General features: G+C 74.7%; 12 protein-coding genes. 5 read left to right on the top strand and 7 right to left on the bottom strand.

The window, feature by feature from the left end; translation table 11 throughout:
* Positions 1–295 (bottom strand): response regulator transcription factor (locus tag AE652_RS19105; protein ID WP_049653095.1); only part of this gene is annotated, 295 nt, incomplete at its 3' end.
* Between the two features lie 174 nt (positions 296–469).
* A complete protein-coding gene (locus AE652_RS19100) occupies positions 470–2,086 on the bottom strand; it encodes an SMI1/KNR4 family protein (RefSeq protein ID WP_234348439.1) in 1,617 nt (538 codons plus the stop codon).
* A 238-nt stretch (positions 2,087–2,324) separates the two neighbouring features.
* Here AE652_RS19100 and AE652_RS19095 point away from each other — a divergent pair, with 238 nt between their 5' ends.
* Complete coding sequence (locus AE652_RS19095) at positions 2,325–4,982, top strand: NACHT domain-containing protein (RefSeq protein ID WP_049653091.1); 2,658 nt, start codon at positions 2,325–2,327, stop codon at positions 4,980–4,982.
* A gap of 33 nt (positions 4,983–5,015) precedes the next feature.
* Here the strand turns inward: AE652_RS19095 and AE652_RS19090 are convergent, their stop codons facing one another.
* Positions 5,016–5,930 (bottom strand): hypothetical protein, encoded by a 915-nt coding sequence (locus tag AE652_RS19090; protein WP_049653089.1) that lies wholly within the window; start codon positions 5,928–5,930, stop codon positions 5,016–5,018.
* A gap of 120 nt (positions 5,931–6,050) precedes the next feature.
* Between AE652_RS19090 and AE652_RS19085 the strand changes: the two genes are divergently transcribed.
* Both AE652_RS19085 and AE652_RS19080 read left to right on the top strand, forming a co-directional pair.
* On the top strand, positions 6,051–7,274 hold the full coding sequence (locus AE652_RS19085) for a glycosyltransferase (protein WP_049653084.1): 1,224 nt from the start codon (positions 6,051–6,053) through the stop codon (positions 7,272–7,274).
* Positions 7,275–7,382: 108 nt separating this feature from the next.
* On the top strand, positions 7,383–7,997 hold the full coding sequence (locus AE652_RS19080; RefSeq protein ID WP_049653081.1) for a TetR/AcrR family transcriptional regulator: 615 nt from the start codon (positions 7,383–7,385) through the stop codon (positions 7,995–7,997).
* Positions 7,998–8,047: 50 nt separating this feature from the next.
* Here the strand turns inward: AE652_RS19080 and AE652_RS19075 are convergent, their stop codons facing one another.
* Entirely contained in the window at positions 8,048–8,278 is a 231-nt protein-coding gene (locus AE652_RS19075) for a ferredoxin (protein ID WP_049653097.1), read from the bottom strand.
* Positions 8,275–9,483 carry a cytochrome P450 gene (locus AE652_RS19070; RefSeq protein WP_049653079.1) on the bottom strand — a complete coding sequence of 403 codons (1,209 nt, stop codon included), beginning with the start codon at positions 9,481–9,483 and terminating at the stop codon, positions 8,275–8,277. The genes AE652_RS19075 and AE652_RS19070 overlap by 4 nt, the downstream gene beginning before the upstream one ends.
* Before the next feature lie 259 nt (positions 9,484–9,742).
* Here AE652_RS19070 and AE652_RS19065 point away from each other — a divergent pair, with 259 nt between their 5' ends.
* Entirely contained in the window at positions 9,743–10,369 is a 627-nt protein-coding gene (locus AE652_RS19065; RefSeq protein WP_049653077.1) for a bifunctional 2-polyprenyl-6-hydroxyphenol methylase/3-demethylubiquinol 3-O-methyltransferase UbiG, read from the top strand.
* Between the two features lie 86 nt (positions 10,370–10,455).
* On the top strand, positions 10,456–11,097 hold the full coding sequence (locus AE652_RS19060) for a hypothetical protein (RefSeq protein WP_049653075.1): 642 nt from the start codon (positions 10,456–10,458) through the stop codon (positions 11,095–11,097).
* Positions 11,098–11,211: 114 nt separating this feature from the next.
* On the opposite strand, the gene AE652_RS19055 is transcribed toward AE652_RS19060, so the two are convergent.
* Together AE652_RS19055 and AE652_RS19050 are read right to left on the bottom strand one after the other, a co-directional pair.
* Entirely contained in the window at positions 11,212–13,860 is a 2,649-nt protein-coding gene (locus AE652_RS19055; protein WP_049653074.1) for a PKD domain-containing protein, read from the bottom strand.
* Positions 13,861–14,122: 262 nt separating this feature from the next.
* On the bottom strand, positions 14,123–14,544 hold a 422-nt coding region (locus AE652_RS19050), incomplete at its 5' end, for a zinc-binding dehydrogenase (RefSeq protein ID WP_049653072.1).

The raw sequence follows: 14,544 nt of genomic DNA, 5'->3' as shown, positions 1-14,544 counted from the left end.
CGACCGTACGGCTGGCGGTGCCCCGCGGCGCCGCGCGCACCGGCCGCACGCGGGGGCCGCGGCCCGGGGCGACGAGTCCGCAGTCGAAGGCGTGGACGATGGCGGCGGCCCGGTCGCGCAGCCCGAGCTTCCCCAGGATCCCCGCGAGCTGCGCGGCCACGGCATCCTCGGAGGAGGCCAGGGCAGCGGCGATCTCGTCGTCCCTCAGCCCGCAGCCGACCGCGTGGAGCACTTCGCGCTCCCGCTGCCCGAGTTCGGCGCTGAGCGGCCGGCCCGTCCCGGCGGTCGTCGGCATCGCTGCCCCCTCAACGAGAGTCCCGCTCAGGTTCCTCCGGCCGGCGCACCCTTTCCCGCCCCGCGCGCGGACCGTTGCCAGGCGAACGGTACCTCCTCGTACGGGACGGTAAACCGTGGGACGGCGCGGGACGTCGACGGAGCAGCCTGCGGCGGCCGTCGGTCGCGGCCGCTCTCACCCGCTGTCAGGAGCGAGGGTCCCGGTGACGGTGAACGGCTCCCCGACGAACCGGCCGAGTCGTTCGGCCCAGGCCAGCGCCACGTCATCGGGCACCTCCGCTCCGGCCAGGCGGGCGGCGGCCAGGGTGGCCGGGAGTGCGCCCTGGTCCAGCAGGACGGCCCACTGGCCGGCGGTGAGGGCCAGGTAGCGCAGGTCGGGGCACTCGGCGAGCGCGGTGAGGTTCCGGACCTCCGCCCGGGAGAGGTCCAGGCTGCGGAGGTTCGGGACGGTGCGCAGTGGGGCGATGTCGACGGGCCCGGATGTGGCGAGGTCGAGGGCGGTCAGGTGCCGGTGGCCCGCGAGCGGCACGAGGTCGCCGCCGTGCAGGGTGACGCCCAGGAACTCGACGGGCAGCTCCCGAAGAGGGGACAGGTCGTCGACAGGGCGGCGTTGGAGTTCGAGGCGCCGCAGGTGGGGAGCGGCGGTGAGCGGGGTGAGGTCCATGAGCCCACTGGGGGCGTTGCAGTGGATCAGGACGGTCTGAACGCCGGGTGGGACGTCCTGAGGAATTCCGTCCGCCACCAGCTCGGGGCTGGAGCCGAATTCACGTGGGCCTTCCACGAACTCGATGTAGTCGACCTCGTCCTCCTCCACTTCGTAGGCGTCCCGCTCCAGCAGGTCCAGGTAGCGGGCGAGGAGTGAGGTGACGGAGTCGCAGACGTAGAGCGGCCCGTCGTAGTAGTCGCGGCCGATCTGGATCACCTGGCCGGGACGTCCGGCCCGGGCCGGGGACATGTCGACCGCCAGGTAGTTGCCGTCGTCGGCGGTCGCGAACGGCAGCCAGCCCGGGTGCTCGTGGCAGCGCCGGACGGTGTCGAGCGGCTCGGCGTCGAGGACGACCGAGTCCCAGGAGGTCTCCCAGCCGGACCACACCGGCTCCCACAGGTTCGCGTTGACGGCGACCAGGCGTGCCAGGGGCATCCAGGCGAGGCTGCCGAAGAGGCCGAGCGCCTCGTCCCCACTGCCGTCGGCGATCAGGTAGAGCGCTCGCAGGTCGGCGGGCAGCGGCCGGCCGAGCCGGCGCTCGGCGTCGTCGAGTGCCGTGGTGGTCACCGGCGGTGGCAGCTTCTCGGCGTGTCCCAGGATGTCGGCACGCCGCTCCAGATAGGCCCGCAGCCGGGTGACCGCGAGGTCCGGATCGCCCGCCGGGGCGGCGCCGCTCTCCTCCTGGGCGAAACCCGGCTGGGACAGCCGACAGTCGTGGTCCAGGACGGCCAGGAACCCGGGACGGGCATCGTGCAGGCGGGAGACGACCTGCCGGGACGCCGTCAGGGCGAACTCGCCGGACGACCGGCACCGTATCTCCAGATTCGTGCGCTCCCAACCGCGGGCCGCGCCCACCGCCGCCGTCACGTCGTCCAGGCCCTGGAAGATCGCGGCCCCGTGGACCGGCCGCGGCTTCTCACCGGCGATGGTGTACCGACCGGAGACGCCCAGGCCGAACAGGCCTTGACGGCTGGCCAGCACCGCCTCCGTCCAACCCTCGGGTGCGTTCGCCGCGATGCTCTCGGCCACCCGCGCGACGCCCTGCTCCACCTGCTCGGCCATGCTCTGCTCCGGTTCTGTCGACACTGCCGGTGATCATCTCAGGGGGCTCTGACAGACCCGTGGGCCGAAGTGCCGGGCGCACGGGCTCGGTGAGACCAGTCGGCCTGGTGCTCTTCCGGCCGAGTACCGGTTCGGGCCGGGCCCGCCCGCCCGGCCCGGACCGGAACCGCGGGAGAGCCGACGGTCCGTCGAACAGGGTGGACGGGCCCTGGTAGAAAGGGAGTTCGCGCGGCAGCGGTCGACACAGGGGCGGAGCCGGGGAGTGGTGGAATTCGAAGACGGCCACGGGCCCACGAACATCCGGAACGTCGTCACCGACAGTACGGTCCACTACCTGGTGCAGATCGGTGTGCTCAACGGGGAGCTGCACCTCACCGTGCCGCCCCGGGCCGTGGCGGCGGAGACACCGCTCGGCCTCGCCGAGGAGCGACTCGCCCGCAGCCTGCTGTTCCAGTGGCGGGCCGAGGCCGACGCCTGGGACATGGCCGACCCCGAGCCGCTGGCCGTCCGCTGGGTGCACAGCCGCACCGCGCTCGCGCCGGGGGCCGAACTCGGCGGGCGCGGCGACCGGGTCGGCACGATGGCGGAGGCCCTGCTGGGACTCGACCACCGCCGCCTGCTGATCCTCGGCGGGGCCGGCGCGGGCAAGACGACCCTCGCCGTGCTGCTCACCCTGGAGCTGCTCGCCCGCCGGCTCACCCGCGGCGAGGACGTCCCGGTGCCCGTCATGCTCTCGCTGGAGTCCTGGGACGCCGAGCGGGTCAACTTCCACGACTGGCTGGCCGGCCGGATCACCGAGGAGCACCCCGGTCTGCCCCGGGTGGACGGGCTCCACCCCGCCCGCCGACTGGTGAGCGAGCGCCGCCTGCTGCCCGTCCTGGACAGCCTCGACGAACTGCCCGAGCACCGACGGACCGCTGTGCTCGGCGCCCTCGGGCGCCAACTGGGCCAGGAGGGCGGGGTGGTGCTGATCTGCCGGACCGAGCCCTACCGCGAACTGGTGGCCACCCAGCGGGACGTGCTCCGGGTGGACTCGGCGATCGAGGCGCTGCCGCTGGCCCCCGGCGACGTCGCCTCCTACCTGCACCGGGCCCGGCAGCCCTCGCGCGCCGCGCAGTGGGCGCCGCTGCTCGCCGAACTCCGCGCGGCGCCCGGCAGCCCGGTGAGCCGGGCACTGTCGACGCCGCTGATGGTCTGGCTGCTGCGGCGCGGGTACGAGCGGGCCCCGGCGGACCCGGGCGAGCTGCTGGACCGCGGGCGCTTCGCGACCGCCTGGCAGGTGGAGCAGCACCTGCTCGACCGGATCGTGCCCGCCTCGTTCCCGCCGCTGCCGCCGGCGCCCGACCGCCTGCACCCGCCCCGGCGGTGGGAACCGGACCGGGCCCGGGCCTGGCTGTCCTTCCTGGCCCGGCTGATGAACCGCCAGGAGACCGCCGAGCTGGCCTGGTGGCGGCTGTTCGGCGCGCCACTGCCGCGGGCACTGGCGGCGCCCGCGCTGATCGTGGTGGGGATCGCCCTGTCGGTGCTGATCGACCTGGGGCTCGGGGCCGTCGGGGGCTCCGGCCACCCCTTCGGCTTCGGCACCGCCGTGGGCCTCGGCGTCGCCCTCGCGGGCCTGGTCCGCACGGCCGGGCAGGGCTGGTTCGGGGACGAGACCTCGACGCCCCGACGGCGGGTCAACCCGCTGCGCTTCGCCGGGGCCCTGCGCTCGGCCGGCCGCAACGGGAGGCTGGGCCGGGCCTGGCGGCTCACGGTGGTGATCGGCGGGCCGCCGGTGATCCTCGCCCTGGTCGTGCTCCAGCTCCTGGCACCGGCGGCGGAGGGTCTCGCACTGGTGGCGGCGGTGCTGCTGTCCGCCTATCTGATGGTCGCGTTGGCGGCCCCCTCGGACACCGTGGACGCCGCGACCCCCGACGCGCTGCTGCGCTCGGAGCGGACCTCGGTCCTGGTGACGCTGCTCGTCCTCGCACCACTGCTCGCCGCCGGGATCGGGCTGATGGACTGGTCGCGGGCCCATCTCTACCGGTACAGCCAGGTGGACTGGTCCTATCCGCTGGCGACCTGGTGCGGGGCCGGCGCGACGTTCCTGCTGCTCAGCCCGTGGAGCCGGTGGCTGCTGGCCCGGTGCTCGCTGGCCCTCGTCGGCCGGCTGCCCTGGCCGCTGATGACCTTCCTGCGGGACGCCCACCGGGCCGGCCTGCTCCAGCGCACCGCCGGGACGTACCGCTTCCGCAACCTGCGGCTCCAGCAGCACCTGGCCGCCAAGGCCGGGCCCCGCTCGGGAGGCCAGGGAGGCTCGGGGACTGCGGGGGTCCCCGCGCCCCGGGCGACGCCGGACGGAGCGACGACGGTCGCGACCGGTCCCCTCGCCGACCTGACCCTGCCCCCGGCCTCGACCTGGCGCGGCCTCACCGTACGGCGCGACCCGGACTCGTACCTGCTCACCGGCCGCGTCCGCGCCGTCATGCTCGCGCACTGGGGCCCGCTCGGCGCCCTCCTGGGCCTGCACCTGGTCCGGATCACGGTGAGCGGCACCTGGGACCGACTCGACTCCTGGAAGCCGATCGTCGGCGTGCCCGCCCTCGGCCTGCTGGTGATGCTGATCAGCCTCCTGCGCCGACGGCACATCGAACTGCACATCACCGACACCTTCATCGCCGCCCGGACGGGCCGGCACCGCTGCCGCTACGAGTGGCGCGACGTGGACGAAGTCGCCGTCCGCCGGGTGCACCTCCGCGGCCGTGACACCCCCGTCCACGGCATCCACGTCCGGCCGCGGACGGGAGCGCCCCTGCCCCCGGCCCGCTGGCGGGGGCGGGACGGGTGGTACCTGGTGCAACCGATGAACGTGGTCCGGACCCTGCCTCCCGACCTCACCGAGGCGCTCGCCGAGCTCTCCGGCGGGCGCTGGCGGCCGTGACGCGGACCAAGGGCCGGAGAGGGCTCTGCCCGGCTACGGATGGCAAAGGCTCTGGCCGAGCACGTAGCAGCGCAGGTCGACGTCCTCGGGCAGGACGGGCGCGGCGCCGGGAAGGGCGACGGCGCCGACCGTGACGATGAACGTCCTGGTCACGGCGTCGCTCCCCTTCTTGTTCTGTGGGGCCTGGAAGAGCAGGTAGCGGGCCGACAGGTAGTCCTCGACGGTGAGGTGGGGGCGGGCGAGGAGGTCGAGGGCGGCGGAGTGCAGGACGGCGCTGTCCCGCGGTGTGGGAGTGGCCGAGTAGACCGGCCTGCCGCCGGTCTCGATCCGGGAGGCGTCCAGGCCCCGGGCCGCGTAGCGGGCGACGAGTTCGGCGTCGGCGCGGTGCGCGGCCTCGCCCCGCAGGAGGCGGTTGCCGGCGATCCGCCGCCCGTCCGGCAGGAGCACCCAGTTCTGGAGGGTGTCGCCCTCGACGCCCTCGGCGGCGAAGCGCCGCTCGGCGAGACGGCCGTAGCGAAGCATCGCTTCCGAGGCCGGGGTCGCCAGGCCCCCGGTGTAGGCGCGCGTGGCCTGGTCCCACTCCGCGCCCTCGCGCAGACGGCCGACCTCGCCGAGCCGGTCGTAGTTGGTGTCGCCCTCCCGGATCGGGGTCCGGAAGCGCTCCGGGTGGAAGAAGGCGCCGGCCGGGCCGGGAGGCGGGCCCATCGCGACGGCGAGACGGTAGCGCCAGTCGACCAGCCGCTCGTGGACGGTGGCCAGCGCGGCCGCCCGGGCCGGCAGGCCCGGGGCGGTGTCCCACAACTGGGCCAGCAGGTCGGCCGCTTCGGCGGCGGCGGCCGCCTGCTCGGAGGCGAAGGCGCGGGCCGTGGCCTGCCGGGCCGGGTCGGCGAAGCGCAGCGCGAGCGGGCTGGTGGGGAAGTCGCCGGGGGTGATCGGTGCGGTGGGCATGGCTCTCTCCTGATACGCCCTCTTGGGCCGGGCTCGGACGAACCGGCCCCACGTGGACGGAGGATCCCCCTCCGGGGCCAAGCCTGGATCAACACCGGGCCCGGCGTGGAGAATTGCCCCATGCGTATTCTGATCGTCACCACCGGCTCCCGCGGGGACGTCGCGCCGTTCACGGGCCTGGGCCAGCGTCTGGTGGACGCCGGGCACCGGGTGGCCGTGGTCGCCCATCCGACCTTCGCGGCGCTGCTCGAGTCCTGCGGCCTGGAGCACCGGCCGCTGCCGGGGGATCCGGAGGAGCTCATCCGGGCCAGGGCCCGCGCGACCTCCCCGGAGGAGATCCGCGCGCTGATGACCGCGTTCGTGGACGGGCTCGCCGACGGCGTGGCGGACGCCGTCGCGGGCGGGGCCGACCTGCTGCTCACCGCCTTCGCCCCGTCGCCGCTCAGCCTGACGGCGGGGGACGCGTACGGTGTGCCCGTCCTCGGCACGTACCTCACGCCCGCCTTCGCCACCACGGAGTTCCCGCTGCCCGGCCCCGCCGGCGGCGCGGACCTGGGACCGGAGGGCAATCTCGCCGCCGGCCAGGAGCGGCTCCGGGGCGCGGACCGAATGTTCTCGAGTGCCGTGGACCGGATGCGCGAGCGCCTCGGCCTTCCCGGCACGACGTCGCCGGAACCGCTCGGGCACACCCGTCCGGTCGTCCACGGTTACAGCCCCGTGCTGCTGCCGCGCCCGGCGGACTGGCCGGCCCCGGTCGACGTGGCGGGCTTCTGGTGGCCCGCCCGGCCGCTGGGCTGGCAGCCTCCGGGCGACCTGGTCGACTTCCTCCAGGCCGGTCCGGCCCCGGTGTTCATCGGCTTCGGCAGCATGGCCCCCGGGGAGGGCGAGCGGCTCGGCGAGCTGGTGACGGCCGCGGTACGGCAGGCGGGGGTGCGCGCGGTGGTCCAGGCGGGCTGGGCCGGGCTGGAGGCGGCGGGTGACGGCGTGTTCTGCGTCGGCGACGTGCCCCACGACTGGCTGTTCCCCCGCACGGCCGCCGTCGTCCACCACGCCGGGGCGGGCACCACGGGCGCCGCGCTGCGCGCCGGGGTCCCCGCCGTACCGGTGCCCGTGATGGCCGACCAGCCGTTCTGGGCGGCCCGGCTGCACCGGCTGGGAGTGGCCCCGCAGCCCGTGCCGTTCGCCGACCTCACCGCCGAGCGCCTCGCCGCCTCGATCACGGCCGCTCTGGCCGAGCCGGTCCGCCGCCGTGCGGCCGCCGTCGCCGGGCTCATGGCGGGCGAGGACGGCGCCGGTGCCGTCCTGGCCCACGTCGCCCGGATCGCCGAGGCCCCCGGCCGCTGAGCCTGGCCGCTAACCCCGGCAGCTGAGCCTGGACGGTCTGACACCCGGCCAGGGCACGCGCCCCGGACGGCCGGCGGCGGTCCACCCACTCTTGGATAGGCTGCCGGGATGATCCCCGACGCCCCCCGGCTGCTGCGCGCCGACGCCGCCCGCAACGCGGAAAAGATCATCCGGGCCGCCCGGGAGGTCTTCACCGAACAGGGCCCCGACGCCCACCTCGACGACGTGGCGCGCCGGGCCGGCGTCGGGGCCGCCACGCTGTTCCGCCGCTTCCCCGACAAGGCCGCGCTCCTGCGGGCCGTACTGGACCAGGGCTTCGGCGAGCGCGTCCGGCCCGTCATCCAGTCCGCCGCCGACGACCCCGACCCCGCGTCCGGGCTGGCCCGGGTGCTGGCGGCGGCCCTGGAGTCGGTGGCCGGCGACTACAACGTCCTGGCCGCCGCCCGCGCCGCCGGCGTCCTGACCCCGGCGACCGGCGAGGAGTTCTTCGCCGCTCTCGACGCCCTCCTGGCGCGCGGTCAGAGCGCGGGCGTGATCCGCGCCGACCTCGTGCCCGACGACCTGCACCGCATCGTCGTCATGCTGGTCTCGGTGCTGTGGACGATGGACCCCCGCGAGGACGGCTGGCGCCGGTACCTGGCCCTGGTCCTCGACGGCCTCTCCCCCGCCGGGGCCCGCCCACTGCCCTGCCCCGCCCCCGCGCTGCACTCCCGCACGCCCTGACGCCCCGCCTGGTGTCGGCGGCCCCGCCGGGCCGCCGACACCACCGGCCGTCAGCGCGCCGGATCCAGCCGGAGCGCCGAGGCCGGGCACCTGGCTGCCGCCTCCCGGGCCTCTTCCGCCGCCCGTCCGACGGGCTCGGCGGCGAGCACGACGACCTGCCCGGCCTCGTCCTGGTCGAACACCGACGGCGCGGTCACCGCGCACTGCCCCGACGACACGCACCGCGAGGTGTCCGCCACCACCCGCGCGGCGGGCCGCTCGCGCTGCCGCTCCCCGGTCACCACAGGACCGGGACCTCGCCGAGGCCGCCCGCCAGCCGTTCGGAGTGGTCGCGCAGGTTGTGCGCGTCCACCGCCAGCCGCAGGCCGGGGAAGCGCCGGAACAGCGCGGTCAGCGCGATCTGCATCTCGGTGCGGGCCAGCGCGTTGCCGATGCAGTAGTGGCCGCCGTGCCCGAAGGCGAGGTGCGCGTTAGGGGAACGCGACGGGTCGAAGGCGTCCGGCTCCTCGAACGCCCGGCCGTCCCGGTTCGCGGCGTTGATCGCCACCAGCACCGCCTCGCCCTTCGCGATCGCCGTCCCCGCGAGGGTGACGTCCTCGCGGGCGTAGCGGGTCAGGCCCAGGGCACCGGGCGCGGCCATCCGCAGGACCTCCTCCACGGTGGCGCGGGCCGACCCCTCGGGGTCGGCGGCGAAGCGGTCCCGCCGGCCGGTGTCGCTCAGCAGGAACAGGACCCCCAGGTCGATCCGGGCCGAGGTCGTCTCGTGGCCCGCGAACAGCAGCCCCACCGCCAGGCGGGCCATCTCCTCCTCGGTGAACGAGGGGTCCTGCGCCTGTACGGCCAGGATGTCGCTGATCACGTCCTGGCCCGGCCGCTTGCGCTTCTCCTCGGCGATGGCGGACACGTACGCCTCGAACTCGGCCATGGCGGCGGCCCCGTCGGCCCCGCCGTACAGCGCGGCGATCCGCTCGGACCAGCCGCGCAGCAGGCCACGGTCCTCGACCGGCACGCCCAGCAGCTCGCAGATCACCATCACCGGCAGCGGGAACGACAGGTGGTCGTGCAGGTTGACGGCGCGTCGCGGATCCCCCGAACGCTCCTCGTCCATCGCGTCCAGGCAGGACGCGGCGAGTTCCCCGATCCGCTCGCCCAGCCGCCGCATCCGCGGCGCGCTGAACGCGGGCGCCAGCATCCGGCGCATCCGCGTGTGCTCCCGGTCCTCCTCCTCCGGCGAGGGGGCGGGGCGCGTGTGCAGCGCCGAGGACGAGATCCTCGGGGCGCCCTCGGTGTCGGGGCGCAGCCGGGAGAACCGGGTGTCGCTCAGGATCTCCCGGGCTTCCTCGTAGCGGGTCACCAGCCAGGCCGGGTCGCCGGCGGGTGTCGTCACCCTGGCGATCGGGCCTTCCTCGCGCAGGCGCGCGAGCAGCGGCGCCAGGTCCAGGGCGTTGGGGCGCTCGAAGGGTAACTGCGGTGCGGGGGCGGTCATGGTCTCTCCTCGCCGGCCGAAGGGCCACAAGAGCAGTGAACGCTTGACGGAGCCGTGCTCTCCTTGCCCGTCCGGACCAGGGCGGACGAGTGCCCTTCCGGCCGACAAGTGAGAGTCAACTCTCTCTTACTGGGAGCGTAACACCACCGGCACGCACAGTCAGCCTCCAGAACGCTGCCGGGAGGAGGGCACCCGTCGAGGCCGGCGGCAGCCGAAATGCTGTCGCTCCGCCGGTCAGGGACCGCTACGGTGCGCCGTTGTGGATGACGAAGACCCGAAGGACCTGGTCCGGCGTGGATACGACCTGCTGTCCGCGCATTACGAACGCGCGTTCAACAGCGAGACGAAGTACGGATCGTGGATCGAGGAGTTGCTCGGGCGGCTCCCGGACGCGGGCACGGTCCTGGACGTGGGGTGCGGGACCGGAGTCCCCGTGGCCCGCTCCCTCGCCGCAACAGGGCGCCGTGTCACGGGCGTCGACATCAGCGACGTCCAGATCCGGCGGGCACGGGAGCTGGTGCCGGAGGCCGAGTTCATCCGGGCGGACGCCACGACCCTGGCGTTCCCGCCGGGGACCTTCGACGCCGTGGTCTGCCTGTACGCGCTGATCCACATTCCGGTCGGGGAGCAGCCGGCCCTGCTGGGGCGGATCGCCTCGTGGCTGCGGCCGGGAGGCTGGCTCCTCGTCACCACCGGGCACCAGGCCTGGACCGGCACCGACGAGAACTGGCTCGGCGGCGGGGCCGCGATGTGGTGGAGTCACGCGGACGCGGCGACCAACCGGTCCTGGCTGCTGCGCGCCGGCCTGGAGGTGGCGCACGAGGAGTTCGTCCCCGAGGGCGACAGCGGCCACGTCCTGTTCTGGGCGCGGCGGCCCGTGAGCTGACGGGCCGTGCGGGGGCCGTGGCAGAGCGGTCGCGGGACGTACGCCGCCCACGGCCACGGCGGGCCCTCCGCTGATAGGTTCCAGCGATGAACGAGCAACTACCCGACGGCGGCGTCGAACTGTCCCCCGACGAGATCGAGGCCCTCCCCGCCAGGTGGTCGTCCTGCTGGACTCCGGGTGAGGTCGCGCAGCGGTTGGCCGGGATCGGCACGCCCTGGTACGTGGCCGCGGGCTGGGCGCTGGACCTGTTCCGCGGCAGGCGGACGCGCGCTCACGGCGACATCGAGATCGGGATTCCGGCCGCGGGCTTCCCCGAGGTCCGCGACCGCTTTCCCGGGTACGCCTTCGACGCGGCGGGCAGCGGCCGGATCTGGGCGGACGCCGCGCCGGAGGTACTGGCCGCCGTCCACCAGACCTGGCTCCGCGATCCGGCCACCGGCGACTACCTGCTCGACGTGTTCCGCGAACCGCACGACGGCGACACCTGGATCTGCCGGCGCGACGAGACGATCCGGCTCCCCTACCGCGAGATCATCCACCACACCCGGGACGGCATCCCGTATCTGGCCCCCGAACTGGTCCTGCTGTTCAAGGCCAAGCACGTCCGGGACAAGGACCAGTCGGACTTCGACGCGACCGTCCCGCACCTGACCCCGGCTCAGCGCGAGACCCTGACCGGCCTGCTCGCCCGCGTACACCCCGGGCACCCCTGGCTCGCGGACCTGTAGCAGCCCCTCCCCCGCCGGGCTCTCGTGGCGACTGCCGCCGGTTCCGCGAGGGCCCGGCCGCCGGTGACCAGGTGCGGTCACCGGCGGCCGGACGACGGCCGGAGGAGCACGGCGTCAGGACTGCGGCCAGGCGTCCGTGAAGTAGCCGAACAGGTCGGCGATGATGTCGGTGCTGCCGACGTGGTTGTAGATGTCGACCTTGCCGTCCGCGCCGACCGGCGTGGTGACGTGGTTGGGCACGGTCTGGCCGGCCAGCAGGTTGAGGTTGCTGGTGCCGGGGCGCGGGGCGCCGTGGGCGTGCACGGTGAGGTAGCTGTCCTCGGTGGTGTTGGTGGACGTCACGTTGAGGACGGCCGCCCGGGCACCGGCCGGGATGCCGCCGACGACGGTGGTGCTGTCCGGGCCCGGCTTGGCGAACGGGCCGGTACGGGTGTCGGTCAGGCGGACGGGCACGGTCGGCGTGTACGTGGCCTTGCCGTTCGGGGAGTAGTACCCGAAGACGTCGAGGATCACGTGGGTGGAACCGTTGTGGTTGTACACGTTGACGGTGCCGTCCGGGCCGACCGGGACGATGACCTGGTTGGCCTTGTCCTTGCCGGGCTCCGGGTTCAGGTTGGAGCTGACCGGCTTGGTCCCGCCGCCCGCGTACACCTTGAGGTGGGTGTCGGTGGCGGTGTCGGTGCTGGTCAGGTTGAGCACCACGGACGTGGCGTCCGCCGGGACGCCGCCGACGCCCGCGACCTTCACCGCACGCGTCTCGCCGGACCCGAGCTTGCTGCTCTCCCGGGTGTCCACCAGCCGGCTCGGCGCCAGCGGGGTGAACAGGTCGCCGCCGTTGGGGCGGTAGAAGCCGACGACGTCGACGATCACCTCGGCGCGGCCGGAGTTGAGCAGGGTGCTGATCCGCTTGGCGTCGCCGATCGGCACGGTGACCAGGTTGGACGAGGTGCGGCCGGCCGCCACGTTGACGTTCGAGGTGATCGGGCGGGCCTGGCCGGTCGGCCAGACGGTGAGGTGGGTGTCCTCGGTGGCGTCCGTGACGGTCACGTTCAGGACGACCGTGGTGACGTTCCCCGGCACGCCGTTCGCCCCGGGCGCGCTGCCGGTCGGGACCGTGAAGGGCACCTCGGCACCGCCCCGGAGGTCCAGGTTCGGGTCCTGGCGGGTGTCGACGAGCCGGTACGCCTCCGCGCGCAGGAACCCGGTCGGGGCGTACGCGGCCCGGAAGGGGTACGCGGCGGTGCTGGTGCGGCCGGCGGTGTCGGTGACCGTCACCGTGACCGTGTAGTCGCCCGGCGAGGCGTACCCGTGGACGACCGCGTCCAGGGTGTTCCGGGTGACGGCGGGGGTCCCGTCGCCGTAGTCCACCACGACCTTGGAGACGTGCCACGGCGAGGACGTCCCCGACGGGTCGACCCGCACGCCCAGCGGCGGGGCGTCGGCCGTGTCGAACCGGTCCGGGACGACCTGCTGGACGGTGGCGCCGGCGGTCAGCGGCCCGGGGGCCGTGACCTGCACCTGTACGCCGTACCCGCCGGTGAACGGCTGGCCGCCGCCGGTGTCCACGGTGACGTTCGCGGAGAAGGTGCCCGGCTTGGTGTAAGTGTGCTTGACCACCGGGGAGTTCGAGGTGACCGCCGGGGTGCCGTCGCCGAAGTCGTAGCGGTAGGTCATCACGGAGGTCGGCCAGTGGGCCTTCTCCGGGCCCGTGGTCGCCGTCAGCGTGATCTCGGTGCCGTACGGGGCCCGCTGCTGGTCGGCCGTCAACTGGGCCGAGGTTATGGGCTCCTGGCGCTCGGTCGCGCCGCGGTCGTGGTAGCCCAGGCCGGTGCCGAGGTTCGGCCGCGACGGGTCGTCGGCCGGGTGCGCGGCCGGCACGAAGCCCGGCGCGGTCTCGTCGGCGGAGTCGACGACCTCGCTGTTCAGCGCGCTGCCGGACTGCCAGCGCGGCACCACGTAGTCGTGCTTGCCGGCCCGGCCGTCGGTCGCGGCGGCGAGCGACTCGGGCGTCTGGTGCCGGGTGCCGGCCCAGACGTACGGCGTGCCGTTGCCGGAGTTCGTCCAGTACGGCGCGACGGTGTTCGAGCCGGCCCGGGTGTCCTTCGCCGAGGCGGCGGAGACCACGATCTCCGCACCCTCGGGGTTCGGGCAGGAGTACGGCGCGGAGGGCGAGAAGTGGTTGCGCACCACGTTGTTGAAGAGGTTCGACCCGGAGGAGTCGCCGGCCAGCTCGATGCCGGCCGTGCAGCCGTCGGCCACCGTGTTGTTGGTGAGGGTCGTCCCGGGGCTGTCGACGGTCTTGATCCCGGAGGCCTCGGTGCGGACCACCGTGACCCGGCTGGAACCGGTGACCAGGACCTCCCGGGCGTGCATCGACTCCACCACGACGTCGTGCACACCGGACAGCCGCACGTCGCCGCCCACCGCGGTGCCGCCGGCCGCGCCCCGGATGGTGATGGGCCGGCCGGGCTCACCCGACTTCGTGACCGCGGTGCCGGAGCCGAACGTGCCCCGGGCCACCTCGACGGTCTGCCCCGGCAGCGCCGCCGCGGCGGCCGCGTTGACGGAGCAGAACGGCTTCGCCGCCGTCCCCGTCCCGGAGTCCGAGCACGCCGGGTCCCAGGCGTCGACCCGCAGCACCCCGGGCGCGTCGTCGGCGGAGCCGGTGGTGGCGGCGGAAGCCGTGGTGGCGGCGGTGGGAATGCCACCGAGCACGGTGACGAGGCCTGCGGCGAGCAGGCCCTTGGTTCGGTTGGGGCGCACGGTGCGGTCCTCCGAGAAGGGACAGGAGTCTGACCTGGTGGGCACGGGCCCGGTCGGGTGGGTCAGGCCGCGTGGATCGCAGGCAGAGCAATTATGACGAGGGCTCCGACGGACTTGATCACCGCCCCCACCTGCGGTGTCGTATCCCATGAGGCGGGACCGGACGTCCCGGACAGTTCGGATGATTCGGACTGCCGAGGGCGCGGGCCGGGGCCCCGCGGGATCAGGTCGTCCTCTGCGGGGACCCGGCGTGCGACCCCTGTCAGGCGTTGACCAGGACGATCTTGCCGGTCGCCCCGCCGCTCTCGCCGAAGTGGTGCGCCCGTGCGACCTGGTCGAGCGGGAAGGTGTGCACCCGGGGGAGCGCGAGGCGTCCGGTGGCGATGAGCTCGCCGAGGTCGGCGAGGACGTAGAGGGCCCGGCCGTCGTCGCCGCGGCTGAACGCCACCCGGTGCTCACGGGCGCCGGCGACGTCGGAGAGGGTGACGACGCGCTCGGGGCCGCCGGTGAGGTCGATGAGGTCGGGCAGTGCTCCGCTGCCGGCGACGTCGAGTGCGCGGTCGACGCCGCCGGGCGCCAGCGCGCGGACCGCCGGCACGAGGGTCGGGCCGTAGGCGACGGGTTCGGCTCCCAACGCCCGGACGTACGCGTGCCCGGCCGGGCCGGCGGTGCCGATCACCCGCG

Origin of the sequence: Kitasatospora sp. MY 5-36, assembly GCF_001182915.1 — a bacterium.
In the GTDB taxonomy this organism is placed as follows: domain Bacteria; phylum Actinomycetota; class Actinomycetes; order Streptomycetales; family Streptomycetaceae; genus Kitasatospora.
The sequence above is the reverse complement of the archived record's forward strand: the minus strand, read 5'-3'. Positions and strand labels throughout refer to the sequence as shown.

Coding starts and splice junctions, on each gene's coding strand:
- AE652_RS19085 (WP_049653084.1), top strand. CDS start 6,051: ATGCGTATTCTGATCGTCACCACCGGCTCCCGCGGGGACGTCGCGCCG.
- AE652_RS19080 (WP_049653081.1), top strand. CDS start 7,383: ATGATCCCCGACGCCCCCCGGCTGCTGCGCGCCGACGCCGCCCGCAAC.
- AE652_RS19070 (WP_049653079.1), bottom strand. CDS start 9,483: ATGACCGCCCCCGCACCGCAGTTACCCTTCGAGCGCCCCAACGCCCTG.
- AE652_RS19090 (WP_049653089.1), bottom strand. CDS start 5,930: ATGCCCACCGCACCGATCACCCCCGGCGACTTCCCCACCAGCCCGCTC.
- AE652_RS19060 (WP_049653075.1), top strand. CDS start 10,456: ATGAACGAGCAACTACCCGACGGCGGCGTCGAACTGTCCCCCGACGAG.